Annotated in this window: 19 protein-coding genes, 4 tRNA genes, 10 pseudogenes and 1 riboswitch; of the genes and pseudogenes, 15 read left to right on the top strand and 18 right to left on the bottom strand. The window is 48.3% G+C overall.

What is annotated here, in order from left to right; all coding sequences use genetic code 11:
* Positions 1 to 29: 29 nt before the first annotated feature.
* The 3 genes from ACQGXV_RS19325 to ACQGXV_RS19315 form a co-directional block, all read right to left on the bottom strand.
* A tRNA-Met gene (locus ACQGXV_RS19325) sits at positions 30 to 106 on the bottom strand.
* 46 nt (positions 107 to 152) lie between these two features.
* Positions 153 to 229, bottom strand: a tRNA-Met gene (locus ACQGXV_RS19320).
* Between the two features lie 46 nt (positions 230 to 275).
* Positions 276 to 352 (bottom strand) — tRNA-Met (locus tag ACQGXV_RS19315).
* A gap of 215 nt (positions 353 to 567) precedes the next feature.
* Here ACQGXV_RS19315 and mltA point away from each other — a divergent pair.
* Positions 568 to 909: pseudogene (mltA, locus tag ACQGXV_RS19310) on the top strand (murein transglycosylase A); the annotation flags it as partial.
* Positions 910 to 932: 23 nt separating this feature from the next.
* Here mltA and ACQGXV_RS19305 read toward each other — a convergent pair.
* On the bottom strand, positions 933 to 1,466 hold the full coding sequence (locus tag ACQGXV_RS19305; RefSeq protein WP_440867514.1) for an IS630 family transposase: 534 nt from the start codon (positions 1,464 to 1,466) through the stop codon (positions 933 to 935).
* On the bottom strand, positions 1,390 to 1,755 hold the full coding sequence (locus tag ACQGXV_RS19300) for an IS630 transposase-related protein (protein WP_440862584.1): 366 nt from the start codon (positions 1,753 to 1,755) through the stop codon (positions 1,390 to 1,392). The genes ACQGXV_RS19305 and ACQGXV_RS19300 overlap by 77 nt, the downstream gene beginning before the upstream one ends.
* A 36-nt stretch (positions 1,756 to 1,791) precedes the next feature.
* On the opposite strand from ACQGXV_RS19300, the pseudogene ACQGXV_RS19295 reads away from it, so the two are divergent.
* From ACQGXV_RS19295 to ACQGXV_RS19285, 3 genes and pseudogenes are all read left to right on the top strand, one after another.
* A pseudogene (locus ACQGXV_RS19295) lies at positions 1,792 to 2,106 on the top strand (MltA domain-containing protein); the annotation flags it as partial.
* A gap of 99 nt (positions 2,107 to 2,205) precedes the next feature.
* The gene (locus ACQGXV_RS19290) at positions 2,206 to 2,571 is read left to right on the top strand and encodes an IS630 transposase-related protein (protein ID WP_440862790.1); all 366 of its coding nucleotides are present in this window, start codon (positions 2,206 to 2,208) and stop codon (positions 2,569 to 2,571) included.
* Positions 2,495 to 3,028 (top strand): IS630 family transposase, encoded by a 534-nt coding sequence (locus tag ACQGXV_RS19285; RefSeq protein WP_440867514.1) that lies wholly within the window; start codon positions 2,495 to 2,497, stop codon positions 3,026 to 3,028. The genes ACQGXV_RS19290 and ACQGXV_RS19285 overlap by 77 nt, the downstream gene beginning before the upstream one ends.
* A 23-nt stretch (positions 3,029 to 3,051) precedes the next feature.
* Here ACQGXV_RS19285 and ACQGXV_RS19280 read toward each other — a convergent pair.
* The 3 genes and pseudogenes from ACQGXV_RS19280 to ACQGXV_RS19270 all read right to left on the bottom strand — a co-directional run.
* Positions 3,052 to 3,474, bottom strand: a pseudogene (locus tag ACQGXV_RS19280) (IS3 family transposase); the annotation flags it as partial.
* 47 nt (positions 3,475 to 3,521) lie between these two features.
* Positions 3,522 to 4,445 (bottom strand): IS5 family transposase, encoded by a 924-nt coding sequence (locus ACQGXV_RS19275; RefSeq protein ID WP_440862725.1) that lies wholly within the window; start codon positions 4,443 to 4,445, stop codon positions 3,522 to 3,524.
* A 263-nt stretch (positions 4,446 to 4,708) separates the two neighbouring features.
* Positions 4,709 to 4,954, bottom strand: a complete 246-nt coding sequence (locus ACQGXV_RS19270) for a transposase (RefSeq protein WP_440862789.1) — start codon at positions 4,952 to 4,954, stop codon at positions 4,709 to 4,711.
* Positions 4,955 to 5,258: 304 nt separating this feature from the next.
* Between ACQGXV_RS19270 and ACQGXV_RS19265 the strand changes: the two genes are divergently transcribed.
* Entirely contained in the window at positions 5,259 to 6,074 is an 816-nt protein-coding gene (locus ACQGXV_RS19265) for a C1 family peptidase (RefSeq protein ID WP_440862788.1), read from the top strand.
* 274 nt (positions 6,075 to 6,348) lie between these two features.
* Here ACQGXV_RS19265 and ACQGXV_RS19260 read toward each other — a convergent pair whose 3' ends face one another.
* Entirely contained in the window at positions 6,349 to 6,591 is a 243-nt protein-coding gene (locus ACQGXV_RS19260; RefSeq protein WP_440862787.1) for a BRO-N domain-containing protein, read from the bottom strand.
* Between the two features lie 200 nt (positions 6,592 to 6,791).
* Between ACQGXV_RS19260 and ACQGXV_RS19255 the strand changes: the two genes are divergently transcribed.
* A complete protein-coding gene (locus ACQGXV_RS19255; protein ID WP_440862786.1) occupies positions 6,792 to 7,244 on the top strand; it encodes a coiled-coil domain-containing protein in 453 nt (150 codons plus the stop codon).
* A 16-nt stretch (positions 7,245 to 7,260) separates the two neighbouring features.
* Positions 7,261 to 7,336: transfer RNA gene (locus ACQGXV_RS19250), tRNA-Lys, on the top strand.
* Between the two features lie 51 nt (positions 7,337 to 7,387).
* Here the strand turns inward: ACQGXV_RS19250 and ACQGXV_RS19245 are convergent.
* From ACQGXV_RS19245 to ACQGXV_RS19220, 6 genes and pseudogenes are all read right to left on the bottom strand, one after another.
* Positions 7,388 to 7,570, bottom strand: a pseudogene (locus tag ACQGXV_RS19245) (IS256 family transposase); the annotation flags it as partial.
* A gap of 35 nt (positions 7,571 to 7,605) precedes the next feature.
* Positions 7,606 to 8,817, bottom strand: a complete 1,212-nt coding sequence (locus tag ACQGXV_RS19240) for an IS256 family transposase (protein ID WP_440862785.1) — start codon at positions 8,815 to 8,817, stop codon at positions 7,606 to 7,608.
* A gap of 61 nt (positions 8,818 to 8,878) precedes the next feature.
* Positions 8,879 to 9,049 (bottom strand): annotated as a pseudogene (locus ACQGXV_RS19235) (transposase); the annotation flags it as partial.
* A gap of 13 nt (positions 9,050 to 9,062) precedes the next feature.
* Positions 9,063 to 9,906, bottom strand: a pseudogene (locus ACQGXV_RS19230) (IS5 family transposase).
* 60 nt (positions 9,907 to 9,966) lie between these two features.
* Positions 9,967 to 10,137 (bottom strand): annotated as a pseudogene (locus ACQGXV_RS19225) (transposase); the annotation flags it as partial.
* Positions 10,138 to 10,320: 183 nt separating this feature from the next.
* Positions 10,321 to 10,749 (bottom strand): annotated as a pseudogene (locus ACQGXV_RS19220) (IS256 family transposase); the annotation flags it as partial.
* A 90-nt stretch (positions 10,750 to 10,839) separates the two neighbouring features.
* Between ACQGXV_RS19220 and ACQGXV_RS19215 the strand changes: the two are divergent.
* From ACQGXV_RS19215 to ACQGXV_RS19190, 6 genes and pseudogenes are all read left to right on the top strand, one after another.
* A pseudogene (locus tag ACQGXV_RS19215) lies at positions 10,840 to 11,610 on the top strand (IS5 family transposase); the annotation flags it as partial.
* An 84-nt stretch (positions 11,611 to 11,694) separates the two neighbouring features.
* Positions 11,695 to 11,904, top strand: coding sequence for a hypothetical protein (locus tag ACQGXV_RS19210; protein ID WP_440862784.1), 210 nt, complete (start codon positions 11,695 to 11,697; stop codon positions 11,902 to 11,904).
* Positions 11,905 to 11,954: 50 nt separating this feature from the next.
* On the top strand, positions 11,955 to 13,166 hold the full coding sequence (locus ACQGXV_RS19205) for an IS256 family transposase (protein WP_440862783.1): 1,212 nt from the start codon (positions 11,955 to 11,957) through the stop codon (positions 13,164 to 13,166).
* Positions 13,144 to 13,524, top strand: coding sequence for a transposase family protein (locus ACQGXV_RS19200; protein ID WP_440862781.1), 381 nt, complete (start codon positions 13,144 to 13,146; stop codon positions 13,522 to 13,524). The genes ACQGXV_RS19205 and ACQGXV_RS19200 overlap by 23 nt, the downstream gene beginning before the upstream one ends.
* Positions 13,476 to 13,910, top strand: coding sequence for a transposase family protein (locus ACQGXV_RS19195; RefSeq protein WP_440862780.1), 435 nt, complete (start codon positions 13,476 to 13,478; stop codon positions 13,908 to 13,910). The genes ACQGXV_RS19200 and ACQGXV_RS19195 overlap by 49 nt, the downstream gene beginning before the upstream one ends.
* Positions 13,852 to 14,199, top strand: a pseudogene (locus ACQGXV_RS19190) (hypothetical protein). The gene ACQGXV_RS19195 and the pseudogene ACQGXV_RS19190 overlap by 59 nt, the downstream one beginning before the upstream one ends.
* A gap of 54 nt (positions 14,200 to 14,253) precedes the next feature.
* Here ACQGXV_RS19190 and ribB read toward each other — a convergent pair.
* The gene (ribB, locus tag ACQGXV_RS19185) at positions 14,254 to 14,907 is read right to left on the bottom strand and encodes a 3,4-dihydroxy-2-butanone-4-phosphate synthase (RefSeq protein WP_440862779.1); all 654 of its coding nucleotides are present in this window, start codon (positions 14,905 to 14,907) and stop codon (positions 14,254 to 14,256) included.
* A gap of 139 nt (positions 14,908 to 15,046) precedes the next feature.
* Positions 15,047 to 15,249, bottom strand: a riboswitch (FMN riboswitch).
* Between the two features lie 194 nt (positions 15,250 to 15,443).
* Between ribB and ubiK the strand changes: the two genes are divergently transcribed.
* A complete protein-coding gene (ubiK, locus tag ACQGXV_RS19180; protein WP_440867513.1) occupies positions 15,444 to 15,725 on the top strand; it encodes a ubiquinone biosynthesis accessory factor UbiK in 282 nt (93 codons plus the stop codon).
* Positions 15,726 to 15,778: 53 nt separating this feature from the next.
* Here ubiK and yjeH read toward each other — a convergent pair whose 3' ends face one another.
* Complete coding sequence (gene yjeH, locus ACQGXV_RS19175) at positions 15,779 to 17,035, bottom strand: L-methionine/branched-chain amino acid transporter (RefSeq protein WP_440862778.1); 1,257 nt, start codon at positions 17,033 to 17,035, stop codon at positions 15,779 to 15,781.
* A gap of 69 nt (positions 17,036 to 17,104) precedes the next feature.
* Positions 17,105 to 18,052, bottom strand: coding sequence for a cell division protein ZipA (gene zipA / locus ACQGXV_RS19170; protein WP_440862777.1), 948 nt, complete (start codon positions 18,050 to 18,052; stop codon positions 17,105 to 17,107).
* A 255-nt stretch (positions 18,053 to 18,307) separates the two neighbouring features.
* Here zipA and cysZ point away from each other — a divergent pair, with 255 nt between their 5' ends.
* The gene (gene cysZ, locus ACQGXV_RS19165; RefSeq protein ID WP_440862775.1) at positions 18,308 to 19,078 is read left to right on the top strand and encodes a sulfate transporter CysZ; all 771 of its coding nucleotides are present in this window, start codon (positions 18,308 to 18,310) and stop codon (positions 19,076 to 19,078) included.
* Positions 19,079 to 19,205 lie beyond the last annotated feature (127 nt).

Genomic DNA, 19,205 nt, shown 5'->3' with positions numbered 1-19,205 from the left:
TTGTTGGTAAGTTTCTTGATTCAAGAATTTGGTTGCGGGGGCCGGATTTGAACCGACGACCTTCGGGTTATGAGCCCGACGAGCTACCAGGCTGCTCCACCCCGCGTCCGTCTTACACGTTATCTGACTTTATCTGATGTCTTGGCATCAGTTGGTTGCGGGGGCCGGATTTGAACCGACGACCTTCGGGTTATGAGCCCGACGAGCTACCAGGCTGCTCCACCCCGCGTCCGTATTACGCTTTATCTGACTTTCTATGATGTCTTGACATCAATTGGTTGCGGGGGCCGGATTTGAACCGACGACCTTCGGGTTATGAGCCCGACGAGCTACCAGGCTGCTCCACCCCGCGTCCGTGGATGCGCACTATACTCTCCATCGCGGGGTATGCAACCTCTATTTGAGCAAAAAGGGATCTTCGCGGCACGCCTGCCGATTTTATCTGCACTTTGGTTATTTTTTGTCCTTATTCACGCGGTTATGGTATTTGGCGCGTTTTCTTATAGAGATGCTTTTGTTATTGTGCACCCACTGATTTGTCGTGAGGTAAAGAGAGCGAAAAAGAAAATGAGAGTATGTTGGGGGAAATATGTGCTGACTGGGGTAGTGATCGCCATTCTGGCCGGGTGTCAGTCCAGGCCGACCGACCGTGGGCAGCAGTATAAATATGGGCGACTTGAGCAGCCGCTTGCGCTCGTTAATGAACCCAACGCTACCGGAAAGCCGGTTAATGCGGGCGACTTCGTTAGACAGGTGACAGAGATTAAGAATGCTTCCCCCGCGCTGTATGCCCGTAATCAGGACATCTTTCAGGCTATTCAACGTTGGATGCAGGCCGGTGCCGACACGCGTAACCTGAGCCAGTTCGGGCTTAATGCCTGGCAAATGGAGGGCGTGGATAATTTTGGTATAGCCAAGCGACTTAATTTTGATTACACCATATGGACTGAGAACAAACTCTCTGTATCGCAACCCATCTCTCTTTTTTTGCTTTTTGCTTGTGCCCATTTATGCTCAATTGGGTTAAGATCTTGCGAATATGTAGGCAAATACTCCACCATATACCCTGCATCGATGATGACTTGTTGAATATTATGTTTTTTGTGAAAAGTGGCATTGTCCATCATGATTACACTGTTTTTAGGGAGTACTGGGATAAGGACTTGTGTGACCCAGGCATAGAAAACATCGCTGTTAATATTGATATCAAATAATCCGATAGCAAACAGCGTTGTGCCTAATAAAGCGCCGATAACATTTGTTCTTCCCCTAGCTCCCCAGTTCTTCAGGCCAAAACACCGTTGACCTTTTGGGGAATAGCCGTGAGTCCGTGGGGCATCGTGTGAAAAACCACTTTCATCAATAAAAACAATAGGTTTACCTTCTTTTTCATACTGTTGTTTTTTTTGTTGAAATCCCTGCCGGGCGTTTTCGTCGGCTTTCGGATGACGTAGAGTTTTTTTTATAGGTCAATCCCAGCTTTTTAAGCGCTTGCCAAATGGCCTTCTGACAAACGCCAAAACGCTCTGCACGTTCTTTTTGGTAAGCATCTGGATATTGTTCAACATCTTTTATCAACTCGGATTTATCGATCTTTCGCTGACGCGTGGTCGATGCTTTTGACTCTATTTGATTAATCCAACGCGATACAGAGGCAGGGCCAATCCGAAATTGCTTCGCTGTTTCTCGGATACTCAACCCTTCGTTTTTCCGTGTAGATATCACTTTACGTCTAAAATCAATTGAATAGCTCATTTAAATAATGTAATCAAAATTAAGTCGTTTAGCTATAACGTGCAGTTTACCGGGTATTACACGCCTGTCGTGCAGGCGCGCTACACCCGTCAGGGCGAATTCCAGCACCCGCTTTATGGTATGCCAGCCCCCAACAAAAAGAGCCGTCGCTTACCCGATCGGGCGGGCATTTATGCTGGTGCGCTGGGCGAACGCAATGTCCTCGCCTGGACCAACTCGCTGATGGATAACTTTTTGATGGAAGTGCAGGGGAGCGGCTATGTGGATTTCGGTGATGGCCGACCGCTGACCTTCTTTGCCTATGGCGGCAAGAATGGGCACGCCTATCGCAGTATTGGTAAGGTCTTGATTGTATAGCCAACCGTTATACCAGTGAGGTCTGACATCGCTATAATAATGGGTTATGTAGCGAATATAGCTAAACGACTTAATTTTGATTACATTATTTAAATGAGCTATTCAATTGATTTTAGACGTAAAGTGATATCTACACGGAAAAAAGAAGGGTTGAGTATCCGAGAAACAGCGAAGCAATTTCGGATTGGCCCTGCCTCTGTATCGCGTTGGATTAATCAAATAGAGTCAAAAGCATCGACCACGCGTCAGCGAAAGATCGATAAATCCGAGTTGATAAAAGATGTTGAACAATATCCAGATGCTTACCAAAAAGAACGTGCAGAGCGTTTTGGCGTTTGTCAGAAGGCCATTTGGCAAGCGCTTAAAAAGCTGGGATTGACCTATAAAAAAAACTCTACGTCATCCGAAAGCCGACGAAAACGCCCGGCAGGGATTTCAACAAAAAAAACAACAGTATGAAAAAGAAGGTAAACCTATTGTTTTTATTGATGAAAGTGGTTTTTCACACGATGCCCCACGGACTCACGGCTATTCCCCAAAAGGTCAACGGTGTTTTGGCCTGAAGAACTGGGGAGCTAGGGGAAGAACAAATGTTATCGGCGCTTTATTAGGCACAACGCTGTTTGCTATCGGATTATTTGATATCAATATTAACAGCGATGTTTTCTATGCCTGGGTCACACAAGTCCTTATCCCAGTACTCCCTAAAAACAGTGTAATCATGATGGACAATGCCACTTTTCACAAAAAACATAATATTCAACAAGTCATCATCGATGCAGGGTATATGGTGGAGTATTTGCCTACATATTCGCAAGATCTTAACCCAATTGAGCATAAATGGGCACAAGCAAAAAGCAAAAAAAGAGAGATGGGTTGCGATACAGAGAGTTTGTTCTCAGTCCATATGGTGTAATCAAAATTAAGTCGCTTGGCTATAATGGATGATTGAGCAGTACTAAAGCTTTGGTAGCCAGTCGTTGGCACCCATTCAGTCTTCAGACTACGGAAGAATCGCTCCATCGGACTATTATCCCAACAATTTCCTCTGCGACTCATACTTTGGGTCATCTGATAACGCCAGAATGCCTGCCTATACTGACGACTGGTGTAATGGCTTCCTTGGTCACTATGAAACATGACTTGTTTGGGATGCCCACGCAGTTCCCAAGCCATTTGTAGTGCTTTGGCTGTTAATTCTGAATCTGGCGAAAACGACATTGCCCAACCCACGGGTTTTCGGGCAAATAAATCTAATACCACCGCCAGATACGCCCATCGGTCGCCTGTCCAAATATAGGTTACATCGCCGCACCAAACCTGGTCAGGCTTGGTAACAGCGAACTGCCTATTGGCTTTGTTGAATAAATCAGAATTAGCCGACAGGATGACTCCCTCTGCTACACCTGTTATCCTATCCTGACGCTGTGTGGCATACCCAACAACGTCATACGGTTCAGCGCTTTGACCATCGCTATGGCTTCACCTACTTGAGCCTCATAGTCACGCAGGCTCAGATGGCCACCCAGCAAAGTTTTTATGCGGAACATCGCTGTTTCTGCCACTGAACGCCGGTGATAACCCACTTTCTTTTTCCACATATCATTACTCCCGCTCAGACGCTGATTCGCCACCGCATGGTTACGTTCATGGTACTTGTCCGGCCAGTATTTGGCTCCGCTTCGCGGCGGGATAAGGGGCCTGATTTTCTTTCTTAGCAACGCATCGTGGCAGTAACGGGCGTCATAAGCACCGTCTGCTGACACTTCCCTGATTTTTCGGTGGGTTTGGTTAATCAGGCACGGCAGTGCCTGCGCATCTGTCGTTCCGCTGAGCGATAAGTCGGCACAGATAATCTCATGCGTCGCACTGTCTGCTGCCAGATGAAGCTTGCGCCACACTCTTCGTCTGTCAGCCCCATGCTGCCTGACTTTCCATTCACCTTCGCCAAAGACCTTCAGACCGGTACTGTCGATGACCAGATGCGAGATTTCACCACGCGTTGGCGTTTTTATGCTGATACTGACGGTTTTTGCCCGCCGACTGACCAGAGAGTAGTCCGGGCAGCGCAGTGGCAGGCTCATCAGTGTAAAAACCGAGTCGACAAAGCCCTGTAATGCCCGGAGCGACAGGTTAAACACGCGCTTTATCATCAAAACCGTGGTAACAGCCATATCGGTGTAGTAAAGCGGCCGACCACGACCTTCAGGCGAAGAACTGTCAGTCCATGCAGCGATGGCCGACTCATCAAGCCAGACCGTCAGGGAGCCGCGTTGTCTGAGTGCTTTGTTGTAGGTGGGCCAGTTGGTGATTTTAAACTTTTGCTTTGCCATGGGGAGCGGCTTTGTTGAATAATTTAAAATACTGATTTAAATGGGTATTATAAAATTTTAACGACTAAATTTTACTACCGTAATGCTTTTTATTGTGCTAACTATTTGATTTATCGCTCTAACAAAATACATTTTCTGTACATGCATCCCACCTAAAGAAGTTGTAAATCAAAACGTTAAATTATTCAACAAAGCCATGGGGAGCTGCTATCGGGAGCGATGATAGTGCTTTGATCCGGCGATCCCCTGAAAGTTCGATTTATTCAACAAAGCCTCTCCTTCTCTGTACGTAACTCTTTGTTTTCCTTTTGTAACCGTTTTAACTCTGCACGTTCATCATCGCTGAGTACGCCGTTGCTCTGCTCGCGTGCCAGCGAGACCCATGTATGCAGGGTTTTGTTGCTTATGCCCAGCGATGCTGCTGCCCTGGCTATCGTATAGCCCTGCTCTGTTACCAGGGCAACGGCTTCCTTTTTAAACTCAGGGGTAAATTGTCGTTTATGGTTCACTAAACATCTCCGTTTTGGATGTAAGTTTAGTGTCCTGATTATTCAACCACTACATTGTATACGGACAAGTTTTTGATTTTAAATGTTTTATTTTCAATGGGAACCCGATACTGAAACTACTGTAGTGATCAGATCCGCCAATCTTCTAAAAATTTGATTTATTCAACAAAGCCACTATACTGAACATGATTAAGTCCGGTTGGTAATTTGGGATATTCAGGGCTTGATCAGATCGTTCAAATCGGACTAAGTTCATTTCAGGTGATCTACTATTCGGAACAGTTATTTAGATAGAGGAATAAATATGTTGACTAACTTGGCAAGAAGAAGAAAGCGTGGCCTTGGGTATATTCCTGATTTACCTGACATCAGAGATTATACTTATCAACCCAAAGACTCAGTAATGTCATCTCTTCCCCGCAATTTCAATATTGAGATTGATTTTCCTGTCTACGATCAGGGACAAATTGGTTCATGTACGGCTAATGCATTGGCGGCTGCATTTCAATTTGCAAGAAAAAAACACAGAGAGTTACCCGATTTTATGCCGTCAAGGCTTTTTATTTACTTTAATGAACGCTTTATTGAAAAAAGTATTAATTATGATTCAGGAGCATATTTACGTGATGGAATAAAAAGTCTTCATAAAGTTGGATGTTGTCCAGAAAGTATCTGGCCGTATGATGATACTCCCGCAGATGAAAGTACGGGGGAATTTCCGGCTAACTCTCTAGCTAAGAAAAAACCGAGCGATCAATGTTATGAAAATGCGCAGCAACATTTTATTACTCAATACCATCGAATCAAACAGGATATAAATCACATAAAGTGTTGTTTGGCGTCCGGTTCTCCTTTTGTTTTTGGTTTCGCGTTATACAGTAACTGGTTTAATCAGAAAGAGTTACCAGTGGTGATACCTATGCCATCTGAAAAGGATAACGTGGAAGGAGGGCATGCTGTTCTTTGTGTGGGCTATGATGATAGTAAAGAACTGTTCAAGTTTCGCAATTCTTGGGGGGATAGTGTTGGAGAAAAAGGATATTTTTATATTCCATATGATTACTTGTTAGATAAAAGGTTGTCATCTGATTTTTGGGTCATCACTTGCGTGAAAAGTTAACTAAATGAATAAAAAATAGATTATTCCTATTCATCCTCTCATTCTTCAATGATTACTAATTTTAAGGCTGCGCACCTGCGTGGCTTTTTTTTCTGACCTATCGCCACCCCGGACTAAATAACTGTCAATACCGGGCTTTGTTGAATAAATCGAACTTTTAGTATATTAGCTGCTCTGATCACTACAGTCGTTTCAGCATAGGGTTCTCATGGCAAAGCAAACGTTTAAAATCACCAACTGGTCCGTCCACAACAATACTCTCAGGCAGCGCGGTTCATTGACAGTCTGGTTTAATGCACCTTCCCCCTCGAAAGGCGGCAGAGGGAAGCTTGCTTTTCAGTATCAGGCGGTAGAGATCGGACTCAGGCGCAAGAATGATGCCTTTTGGGTGAAAGCCTAAATTCAATTCCGTTGTTTCGACGGAATCAATCTTAATCAATGACTTGCAATGCTTATTTAATGCTTGATGTGGGTCGCTATACCCAAGTGTCTTTGCTAGTTCGACAGCGAAGAACACTGGCTTACCTTGGTAGAGCGTTCCCTGTAGTTCGATATCTTAATCAGCGGACTTAAAAAGCATGAGCTGTGTTGTGGTGATTTTGGTCATAACAATTTCTCCATAATTAAACGGATGTGGTTATCAGAGGGCTAACGGGTAAAATTTTGCAGATTGGCGGTCAGATCGCTTACACTTGGCTTAACACAGGAGGATCCGCTATGGGCCAGGTTGCATTTGATACTCAAGAGTTCGTTGAAACGCTGGAAAACGCCGGGTTGCCGAAAGACCAGGCCAAGGCGATATCTCTTGTTGTGCGAAAATCACACGAGGTAGCAGATCTTGCTACAAAGCGCGATCTCGAGGACGTGCGCAAAGACCTGTCCGCTGATATCGCCGAGGTGAAGCGTGAGATAGCCGATGTCCGTAAGGACTTATCCGCAGAGATCGCCGATGTCCGTAAGGATATTGACGCTCGCTTCGAGAAGAACGAAGCTCAGATGCAGGCTCGCTTCGAGAAAACTGAAGCGCAGATATCTTTAGTCCGCAAAGACTTGCAGCTTGAGATGGCGGGTATCCGCTCTGAGCAGAAGTTAATTCGCTGGATGCTGAGTGCTGGAATTTTGGGTATTCTCTCTCTGGTTGTGAAAGCTTTTCTCGTCACTGCCCTCTAATTAATTATGCCACTACGGGTTGTTAGCTCAGTTGGTAGACTAGTGGACTCTTAATCCATCGGTCGCAGGTTCGAATCCTGCACAACCCACCATATTTGGGATTAGTGAGTCTGTAAAGAATTTCGTGTAAATGGCTCCATCGCTTAACCGGAAATCCGATCTCCATACATCAACATGAATTGGCTCATAGCAGGTTTCCAGTCTCTGATTGGCAAGGTCCATTTAGCAGAGATATTATGCAAGGCTAGATAGAGTAATTTTATCACCGAGTCATCCGTTGGAAATATTCGTCGCGTTTTCGTTATCTTGCGCAATGAAGCATTTGAGTCTGTAAAGAATTTTGTGTAAATGGCTCCATTGCTTAACCGGAGATTCGTTCTCCATACATCAACATGAATTGGCTCATAGCAGGTTTCCAGTCTCTGATTGGCAAGGTCCATTTAGCAGAGATATTATGCAAGGCTAGATAGAGTAATTTTATCACCGAGTCATCCGTTGGAAATATTCGTCGCGTTTTCGTTATCTTGCGCAATGAAGCATTTAACGACTCTATCGCGTTGGTGGTGTAGATAACCTTGCGGATCTCCGGCGGAAAGTCAAAAATGACGATGAGACGTTCCCAATTATTTCTCCACGACGGGCTGATCGTCGGGAACTGTTCATCCCATTTGGCCGCGAAGGCATCCAGGGCCTCTTCAGCGCCCTCTAGCGTTGCGGAACTATAGATGGTGCGCAGGTCAGCAGCAACGGCCTTACGCTCTTTCCAGCCGACGTAGCGCAGCGAGTTCCGCACCTGATGCACAATGCAGAGCTGTACCCGCGTATGCGGGTAAACAGCTTCAATGGCATCAGGAAAGCCTTTCAGGCCATCGCAGCAGGCGACGAAGATGTCCTTTAGCCCACGATTTTTCAGTTCTGTCATCACAGATAACCAGAACTTGGCCCCCTCAGTTTTGGCTATCCATAGCCCCAGCAGCTCTTTTTCGCCCTGGCCGTTGACGCCGAGGGCCAGATAAACAGACTTGTTGGCCACGGCTCCGCCGTCCTGGCTTTTGACAACAATACAGTCAAGGTAAACAATGGGATAAAGCGCATCCAGCGGCCGTTGCTGCCAGCGCTTAACTTCATCCATCACAGCATTGGTCACTTGAGAAATGAAGCCAGCGGAAACATCGACCCCGTAGACTTCTTTAAAGTGTGCCTGAATATCACGGGTTGATAACCCTCTGGAATAGAGAGAAATAATGCGGTCATCGAAGCCGTTAAGCTGTTTTTCGTGCTTACCGATCAGTGTCGGCTCGAAGGTACTGTTGCGGTCGCGCGGAATATCGAGCTCGATCTCCCCATTTTGGCTACGTAAGCTCTTGGATGTCTTGCCATTGCGTGAGTTGCCTGAATGATTACCAGCCGGGTCATGCTTAGCATACCCAAGGTGCATCTCCATCTCAGCTTCAAGAACCCGTTCCGCCAGTCTTTTAGTCAGCACCTTGAGTAGGCCTGATTCACCCAGCAGATCCTGAGGGGAGTGACAATCTTGAAGCAGTTGGTCAATAAGTTCGTTGCTGATAGGCATTTTGTTATCCTTTGAAGGTTTTCCTCAAAATGCCATTTACACAGATTATTTTACAGTCTCAAGCATTTAACGACTCTATCGCGTTGGTGGTGTAGATAACCTTGCGAATCTCCGGCGGAAAATCAAAAATGACGATGAGACGTTCCCAATTATTTCTCCACGATGGGCTGATCGTCGGGAACTGCTCATCCCATTTGTCCGCGAAGGCATCCAGGGCCTCTTCAGCGCCCTCTAGGCTGTGTCCCTTAATTACGTAACCGGGCGTAAAACAAGCGGATGCAGCCCAGTTTCACCATTGCTAGATAGTTTCTTGCCGTTTTTCATAACGTGTGGCAATCCGTCTATATTCCTTTAAACGGCCAAAACATCTTTCTACAACGTTGCGACGGCGATAAGCATCACGATAAAGTTGTGAACGTCCATCTGAAGCCAGTTTTTCATTTGATTTTCGGGGAACAACCGTTTTTATCCCTTTTCTTTTCAACTCGTTACGGAGTGCATTGCCAGAGTAGGGTTTGTCAGCCAGTACCGCATGACCACGACGCTTCATGCTACCGTTCTGCCGTTGCACGCCAATGCCGTCCAGGAGTCGTAACGCGAACAGGCTTTCGTGAGCCTGCCCAGCACTCAGTACGATATTTAGCGGGATGCCGCTTCCGTCAGTCGCCATGTGGATTTTGGTGCCATAACCACCTCGTGAGCGACCCAGGCTGTTATCGTTGGTAATATCGGGATGTTTTTTTGAGCGCCAGCCGCACATTTGAGCGCACGGATATTGCTGCCATCCAGCGCAGTGGCTGACCAGTCAACAAGTCCATGAGCATCAAGAAATGAAAGTAACTTATTAAAAATAATGTTAATAACTCCAGACTTTGACCATCTATTGAAACGGTTATAAACGGTTTTCCATGGGCCGTAACGTTCAGGTAAATCACGCCATGGGGCACCTGAACACAGTATCCAGAACATGCCGTTGACGATTTTGCGATGTTCTGCCCATGGCCGGCCTGCCTGCGGAGATGTCAAAACGGTTGGTAACAAGGGCTCAATGATTGCCCATGCTTCATCAGAAAGATCGTAGCGAGCCATAATCCAAAGTGTCTTAGAAACAGATGAATACTATAGCTCAAGCAATTAAGGGACACAGCCTAGCGTTGCGGAACTATAGATAGTGCGGAGGTCAGCAGCAACGGCTTTACGCTCTTTCCAGCCGACGTAGCGCAGCGAGTTCCGCACCTGATGCACGATGCAGAGCTGTACCCGCGTATGCGGGTAAACAGCTTCAATGGCATCAGGAAAGCCCTTCAGGCCATCGCAGCAGGGCTTTGTTGAATAATTTAACCGTTTGATTTACATCTTCTTTAGTTAGAATGCATTTACAGAGAATGTATTTTGTTAGAACGACAAATCAAATAGTTAGCACAATAAACAGCATTCCGAGAGGAAAAATTAGTCGTTGAAATTTTATAATGCTTATATAAATCAGTATCTTAAATTATTCAACAAAGCCTCGCAGCAGGCGATGAAGATGTCCTGTAGCCCACGATTTTTCAGTTCTGTCATTACAGATAACCAGAACTTGGCCCCCTCGGTTTTGGCTATCCATAGCCCCAGCAGCTCTTTTTCGCCCTGGCCGTTGATGCCTAGAGCCAAGTAAACAGACTTGTTGGTCACGGCTCCGCCGTCCTGGCTTTTGACCACAATACAGTCAAGGTAAACAATGGGATAAAACGCATCCAGCGGCCGTTGCTGCCAGCGCTTAACGTCATCCATCACGGCATTGGTCACTTGAGAAATGAAGCCAGCGGAAACATCGACCCCGTAGACTTCTTTAAAGTGAGCCTGAATATCACGGGTTGATAGCCCTCTGGAATAGAGAGAAATAATGCGGTCATCAAAGCCGTTAAGCTGCTTTTCGTGCTTACCGATCAGTGTGTAGTGGCATAGGCTTTGTTGAATAAATCGAACTTTCAGGGGATCGCCGGATCAGAGCACTATCATCGCTCCCGATAGCAGCTCACCATGGCAAAGCAAAAGTTTAAAATCACCAACTGGCCCACCTACAACAAAGCACTCAGACAACGCGGCTCCCTGACGGTCTGGCTTGATGAGTCCGCCATCGCTGCATGGACTGACAGTGCTTCGCCTGAAGGTCGTGGTCGGCCGCTTTACTACACCGATATGGCTGTTACCACGGTTTTGATGATAAAGCGCGTGTTTAACCTGTCGCTCCGGGCATTACAGGGCTTTGTCGACTCGGTTTTTACACTGATGAGCCTGCCACTGCGCTGCCCGGACTACTCTCTGGTCAGTCGGCGGGCAAAAACCGTCAGTATCAGCATAAAAACGCCAACGCGTGGTGAAATCTCGCATCTGGTCATCGACAGTACCGGTCTGAAGGTCTTTGGCGAAGGTGAATGGAAAGTCAGGCAGCATGGGGCTGACAGACGAAGAGTGTGGCGCAAGCTTCATCTGGCAGCAGACAGTGCGACGCATGAGATTATCTGTGCCGACTTATCGCTCAGCGGAACGACAGATGCGCAGGCACTGCCGGGCCTGATTAACCAAACCCACCGGAAAATCAGGGAAGTGTCAGCAGACGGTGCTTATGACGCCCGTTACTGCCACGATGCGTTGCTGAGAAAGAAAATCAGGCCCCTTATCCCGCCGCGAAGCGGAGCGAAATACTGGCCGGACAAGTACTATGAACGTAACCATGCGGTGGCGAATCAGCGTCTGAGCGGGAGTAATGATATGTGGAAAAAGAAAGTGGGTTATCACCGGCGTTCATTAAACTAGTTGCTGAATAGAGACTTGCATTTTTTGTCAGGCTATTGAGAATAAAAAGAGGTTTAACTTAGAGAATAAAGGTTTGAAATGATCAACAAAGAGCGGTTGTTACGAGATAATCGTTTATGTAAAGCAATCATTGGATTATCAGTCGAAGAATTGAAAAATTTAGCCGCTGAATTTTCAGCTTGTTATTTGATTTATCGGAAAAAGAATCGAAAAGATCACGAGCGGCAGATGGGTGCAGGGCAGAAAGGATTTATCCCAACCCCATTAGATAAACTGCTGAGACTGTAAAATAATCTGTGTAAATGGCATTTTGAGGAAAACCTTCAAAGGATAACAAAATGCCTATCAGCAACGAACTTATTGACCAACTGCTTCAAGATTGTCACTCCCCTCAGGATCTGCTGGGTGAATCAGGTCTACTCAAGGTGCTGACTAAAAGACTGGCGGAACGGGTTCTTGAAGCTGAGATGGAGATGCACCTTGGGTATGCTAAGCATGACCCGGCTGGTAATCATTCAGGCAACTCACGCAATGGCAAGACATCCAAGAGCGTACGTAGCCAAAATGGGGAGATCGAGCTCGATATTCCGCGCGACCGCAACAGTACCTTCGAGCCGACACTGATCGGTAAGCACGAAAAACAGCTTAACGGCTTCGATGACCGCATTATTTCTCTCTATTCCAGAGGGTTATCAACCCGTGATATTCAGGCACACTTTAAAGAAGTCTACGGGGTCGATGTTTCCGCTGGCTTCATTTCTCAAGTGACCAATGCTGTGATGGATGAAGTTAAGCGCTGGCAGCAACGGCCGCTGGATGCGCTTTATCCCATTGTTTACCTTGACTGTATTGTTGTCAAAAGCCAGGACGGCGGAGCCGTGGCCAACAAGTCTGTTTATCTGGCCCTCGGCGTCAACGGCCAGCGCGAAAAAGAGCTGCTGGGGCTATGGATAGCCAAAACTGAGGGGGCCAAGTTCTGGTTATCTGTGATGACAGAACTGAAAAATCGTGGGCTAAAGGACATCTTCGTCGCCTGCTGCGATGGCCTGAAAGGCTTTCCTGATGCCATTGAAGCTGTTTACCCGCATACGCGGGTACAGCTCTGCATTGTGCATCAGGTGCGGAACTCGCTGCGCTACGTCGGCTGGAAAGAGCGTAAGGCCGTTGCTGCTGACCTGCGCACCATCTATAGTTCCGCAACGCTAGAGGGCGCTGAAGAGGCCCTGGATGCCTTCGCGGCCAAATGGGATGAACAGTTCCCGACGATCAGCCCGTCGTGGAGAAATAATTGGGAACGTCTCATCGTCATTTTTGACTTTCCGCCGGAGATCCGCAAGGTTATCTACACCACCAACGCGATAGAGTCGTTAAATGCTTCATTGCGCAAGATAACGAAAACGCGACGAATATTTCCAACGGATGACTCGGTGATAAAATTACTCTATCTAGCCTTGCATAATATCTCTGCTAAATGGACCTTGCCAATCAGAGACTGGAAACCTGCTATGAGCCAATTCATGTTGATGTATGGAGAACGAATCTCCGGTTAAGCAATGGAGCCATTTACACAAAATTCTTTACAGACTCAAACTGCTTTTTATTTTATTGTATTTAAAATGTTATCCGACCTATGATTTGCAAGGACTTCTTTTTGGTTTAGATAGAACACGCGTATGTCGCTGGGTAAAAATATTATTGCCGGTTTTAGAGATGACCTTGGGGCGAGAATGTGTTTTGCCCGCTCGTCAAATTCGCTCTGCTGAGGAATTTTTTCGCGCCTTTCCTGGAGTTAAAGACGTCTTTATTGATGGGACAGAGCGACCTGTCCAAAAGCCTAAGAATCTGCGTCGGCGAAAAAAATGTATTCGGGAAAGAAAAGACAGACCACTCGAAAAGGGCTTATTATGACTGACGAAACAAGGCAAATTGGATTTATCCCCATGAGCAAAAATGGGCGCCGTCACGATAAACGCTTACTCGATAAAGTCGATATAATTCGCCATATTCCTCCTGAGGTAACCATCTGGGCAGATACCGGTTTTCAAGGTATAGATAAACAGCATCCTAATACACAAATCCCAAAAAAAGGAACTCGAAAAAGACCTTTATCGCCTGAACAAAAACAAGAAAATAAAATAATCTCGGGCATCCGTATTACAGTTGAACACGCCATCGCGGGTATCAAGCGCCTCGGTTGCATGACCCAAATTTTACGGAATCGTAGACCCTTTATTGATGATACCTTCTTACTCCTTAGCGCCGGTCTTTGGAATTTCCATCTCAGAACAGCGTAAAATTTACTTCAATCACCGAAACACCCTTATTTCACTATTAAGCAACACGCTTACTGTAGAGGGCGGCTATAACCTGATCGTGGCGGCCATGTCTACCGAGGATTTCCCCTGCCCGTTGCCTTTCTCCTTCACCTTTTAGCATGATGAATTGCGCGAGTATTACGCCGGGTGGGACATCCTGAAATACAACGAAGAGGTGGGTGAGTTGCATAAAACCGACGAGAATGGCAATCGCATCAAACTGCGCTTCGCCACCTTACTGGCAAGAAAAACGCAGCCAAGCGCGTAAGGAGCACTGGCTGCGTTTTTAGGGGCCGGTATCACCGGCCCGAGAAGTGCGCGATCAGCTCGCTTTGCGTTCTGCTGCCTGACGGTAGGCGACCAAGTCTTCGATGGTCAGTACCTGCATACCGTGCTGTTTAGCAAAGGCGAGCACTTCCGGTGCACGCGCCATGGAGCCGTCATCATTAGTCAGCTCGCACAGCACAGCGGCCGGTTTAAAACCTGCCAATGTTGCCAGATCGACAGACGCTTCGGTATGACCACCGCGAGTCAGTACGCCGCCCGGTTGAGCTCGCAACGGGAATACGTGGCCAGGGCGATTCAGATCGCTGGCACGCGCGTCATCGGCAATGGCAGCGCGAACGGTTGTCATGCGGTCAGACGCAGACACACCGGTCGTCACGCCTTCCGCAGCTTCAATGGTGACGGTAAAGCCGGTTTGATAGTGGCTGGTGTTATGCTCCACCATCATGGGCAGTTCCAATTGACGGCGGCGTTCTTCGTTCAGGCACAGGCAGACGATGCCGCTACCGTAGCGAATGGCCATCGCCATTTGCTCAACGGTCATGTTCTCGGCGGCAAATACCATGTCGCCTTCGTTTTCACGGTCTTCGTCGTCCAACACCATAACACCAACGCCTTGACGCAGCGCTTCAAGCGCACGTTCAACGCGTTCAGATGGCGTGCCAAATTCAGAAAGTAATGTCTGATTCATGGTAAAAAACCTCATATTTATTATGAATTACCAGAACCAGGGCGAGATTGAGGAGTAACCATTGCAACAGATGCGGTTCAATGCGCACCGAGCAATGACTAACAAAATAACGCGAGTGGGCATACGCCCAACAGGATACCGTTACTCTCTCCCATCCGGACTATAACCGTCGGCCCCGGAATTTCACCGGATCTGCTGACCTCGCCACGCATATCGATAATAAATTATTGATAACGTTACGGCGAGCGCTCGCGGGCTTCCAGACGAAAGCACGATGTTTTAGCACCCTGCGCTATCTGGTTTACCGCCGGTGGGGAATTACACCCCGCCCTGAGAAGTAAGCGTGATAACTATAGCGCTATTGCCTGAGCGGGGCAATTAGCACAATGGACAAAATGTGACATCTGTTAGCCTATTGGTAAAAATTTTCTTTAAACATCCGACACAAAGCATTACAGGACGAGTTTTGGTTTATCCCTTTTCATTCACGCATTACACTGAAAGTACAGATGACAGAAACCGAGCAGGAAAACGGCATGATTGACCCGAAAAAGATTGAGCAAATTGCACGTCAGGTGCATGAATCCATGCCTAAAGGCATACGTGAACTGGGCGAAGACGCCGAGAAAAAAATTCGCCAGGTTCTGCAAGCACAGTTTACCAAGCTGGAGCTGGTAAACCGCGAAGAGTTCGATGTACAAACGCAGGTTCTGCTGCGCACCCGTGAAAAACTGGCGCGGCTGGAACAGCGTTTCAGCGAGTTGGAAGCCAAGCTGGACGCAGACAAAGCAGCCACGTCTGAACAGCAGCCCTCGTAGGCGGCACCACTTCATCGTGGGCACCGGCCACCCAAGGGCCGGTGCAACGGCGATTATTCTGCCGCCAGCTGCTGTGACTTATGCGGTAACCCCCACCACAGCACTGCCAGCATAATCAGTGCATAGAGCGATTTAGCCCCCACCATAACTAGCAGTGCGCAGCACAACACACTGCCGATAATCGCCATCAAGCGGGCCCGACCTTTCAACAATCGACACCCTGCCAGCATGCACAGCAGATAAACCAGAACAAAAATGCCGTTGGCGTAAACGATCAACGTCGATAATGGCAGTGACAGCCAGTAAATCAGCAGGCAACAGATCATACTGCAAAGCACCACCGCTGACAGCGCACTCAGGGGAACCTGGGCCCGAGACAGCCGCCCCAAACGGCTCCCTGGCGCTGCCTGTGACCACACCAGTCGCGCAAAGCCCTGCGTATAAATGTTCACACTGGCAAAGCACGCCAGATAGCCAATCAGGCAAGCGCCCCAATAGATCCATGCGTTACCAAACAAATCTGCGACGATACTCAACAGCAGCGAAGTCGGCGCGATATCACTGCCATAGGTGTTCAACTGCAAAATCGCTACGGTACAACCCCAATAGACGATACCGGCAATCAACATGCCGATCATCAAGGCACGAGGAAAATCACGCTCTGGGTTACGAAACTCGGTTGAGAGGTGAGCAAACGCTTCCAGTCCGACAAAACACCAAAACATCACGGCGAGTGAATCGAAGGTGTTCGGCCAAGAAAGGGTACTCAGTGCAGGCCAGTCAATATGCGTGGGATTGATCTCTCCCCCCCACCAAATGGCAGCGACCAACAGCACCACCAGCACGGCAATGCCCGTTTGAATGGACGCGCTTGAACCCGCACTGCGCGACCCGAGCAGCCAAATGGCGACCAGCGTCAACAGTTGCACCATCAATATGCCCACCCTGTTGTGGCCGATAAACGGCGCCCAAAACTCAGCGGCAATTTGCAGCGCAGCAGGTAAGCCAAGGGGGATCACGGAAAGAAACAGCCAGCGGGTCACACTGGCCAGACGTGGGCTAAACGCCAGATTGACAAAGTGAGCTGCACCACCGGCATTGGGAAAATGCTGTCCTAACGCAGCAAAGCCAATGGCAATCGGAAACACCAACACAATCAGCAGCGGCCAGGCCCACAGGCTGTCATTACCCGACAGTTGCGCCACAATGGCGGGCACCGCAAACACGCCGGTTCCCAGTAGCGAAGCGGATAGTAGCCCCACGCCCTGAACCACGCTCAGATCCTGCTTTAACCCATTACTACTCGCCACGTCAGCCCACCCTATCCCCTGAAAAAACAAAGCCTCAATGTAGGAGGCTTTGCGGTTACACAATCACGTCTACCCATTAGCCCGCAGCACATCGCGAATACGGCCCTTGTAGGCTTCAACTTTCTGCGGCGTCATCAAACGACGCTCATCATCCAGAACCACACCGCCGACATCATCAGCAATACGCTGTGCAGATTGCAGCATCAGTTTGAAATTCTGGCTTGCGTCACCGTAGGAGGGCACCATCATGAAAATGGAGACGCCCGGCGTGGAGAATTCTGCCATATCGTCGATACTGAAAGAGCCGGGTTTCACCATGTTGGCCAGGCTGAACAGCACCGGCCCTGCACCCGCCGGGTTAACATGGCGATGGAAAATATTCATTTCACCGAACTGGAAACCTGCCTGCAATACGCTTTGCAACAGTACCTCACCGCCAATGATACTGCCCTGATGAGCAGCAACGTGCAGAACCAGCACCGTTTCTTGCGCGGCGTTGTTTGCGCTTTGCACTTGCGGTTGGTCAACATCCTGTTCAGACAACGCTTGCTCTGCGTCCTGCGCTTCAACGTGTGGGGTGCGTTCTACAGAGGCTGGGTACACAGGCGCGGCATGTGCAGGGCGAGTATCCTGCGTAGCGCGATCGACGTGCACCTCAGGAGCAGATTGCGTCGCGGTGGTCGCGCCTAACAGTGGATCGTAATCGGTACGAACGTGTTCGGCAGCAGAAGCGAAAGGCGATGAGGATGCAGGCGGCGGCGCAGACTCACTGAACGACCCCAATGCCGGTTCTTCCTGCGCACGCGTCCGCGTAACTCTGACTTCGCCGACCCCTTCATCAAGCTCCTCAAGCGGCGCAGTCTCTTCCCGCTTCTGCTTTTGCTTAAGGCGCTTCACCGGACGGTCACGAAAAAGGGACGAGCGCTCTTTACGGCTCGTCCACAAGCCGTGAAGCAGTAGCGCAATTATAGCGATCGCGCCCACAACGATTAATATCAGACGCAAGTCCTGCATCATTGCTATCCCAGTTAATTCAATTTATTGCCACCGCGGCAACTTTTTCATACCCTTAACTCTATTTGCCTGCGTACACAAGTGCAAGCCTGCACAGTATTTTATAGGAATAAAGATATACCGGGCGCACTTTTTTGCTTTTTTTTCGTCCAAAGGGTCACTGGTCAGCAGAAAATAATCCCGATATGATGCAGATCACACAAACTACCCCGATCGCACCAACGATCCGGATAACCGCACAATGAAGAACAGGATGTCATGGTAACCCCGTCCCCCGCTACGCCAGCGCGTTCAGGCATTTACTATTTCGCACAAGGGTGGCAACTGATGTCGCTGCCGGGCATACGGCGTTTTGTCATCATTCCACTGCTGCTCAATATCCTGTTGATGGGCGGTGCCTTTTGGTGGCTGTTTTCCCGCATGGGTGATTGGATTACCCGACTGATGAGCCATGTTCCAGAGTGGTTGCAGTGGTTAAGCTACCTGCTGTGGCCGCTCGCCGTCATCTCTATCCTATTGGTATTCGGCTATTTTTTCAGCACCATCGACAATTTTATCGCGGCCCCGTTTAACGGCTTGCTGGCCGAGCAGCTTGAGGCGCGACTGACCGGAAAGGCCCTGCCGGACAGCGGCGTCATGGGCATGGTCAAAGATATCCCGCGCATCATGAAGCGCGAGGTGCAGAAGCTCGCCTATTACCTGCCGCGCGCCGTGGTGCTGTTGCTGCTGTATCTTATCCCGGGTATCGGGCAAACCTTAGCCCCCTTGCTGTGGTTCGGGTTTAGCGCCTGGATGCTGGCCATTCAGTATTGCGATTATCCTTTCGACAATCACAAAATCAGCTTTCCCACCATGCGCGAAGCGTTACGGCGTCATAAACTCAACAATTTGCAGTTCGGCGCGCTGGTCAGTGTGTTTACGCTGGTACCGTTCCTGAATTTGGTGGTGATGCCAGTCGCCGTCTGTGGCGCAACCGCATTGTGGGTCGATCGGTATCGTCATCTCTCGGTATCAGCGGGAGCGCGATAGTTTTTTCCGACTGTAATAAAAAGATATTTCTTAAGAACATAACGATATAGCAATTCTTTCCTTCCTTGAAAGGATGGAGTGAGTATGCTCTATCTTGTTGGTAAAAATTTCATACAGTTATAAGGAC

The organism is Symbiopectobacterium purcellii (assembly GCF_052050035.1).
Taxonomy (GTDB): domain Bacteria; phylum Pseudomonadota; class Gammaproteobacteria; order Enterobacterales; family Enterobacteriaceae; genus Symbiopectobacterium; species Symbiopectobacterium purcellii_A.
This window is presented reverse-complemented; position numbering and strand designations above follow the sequence as displayed.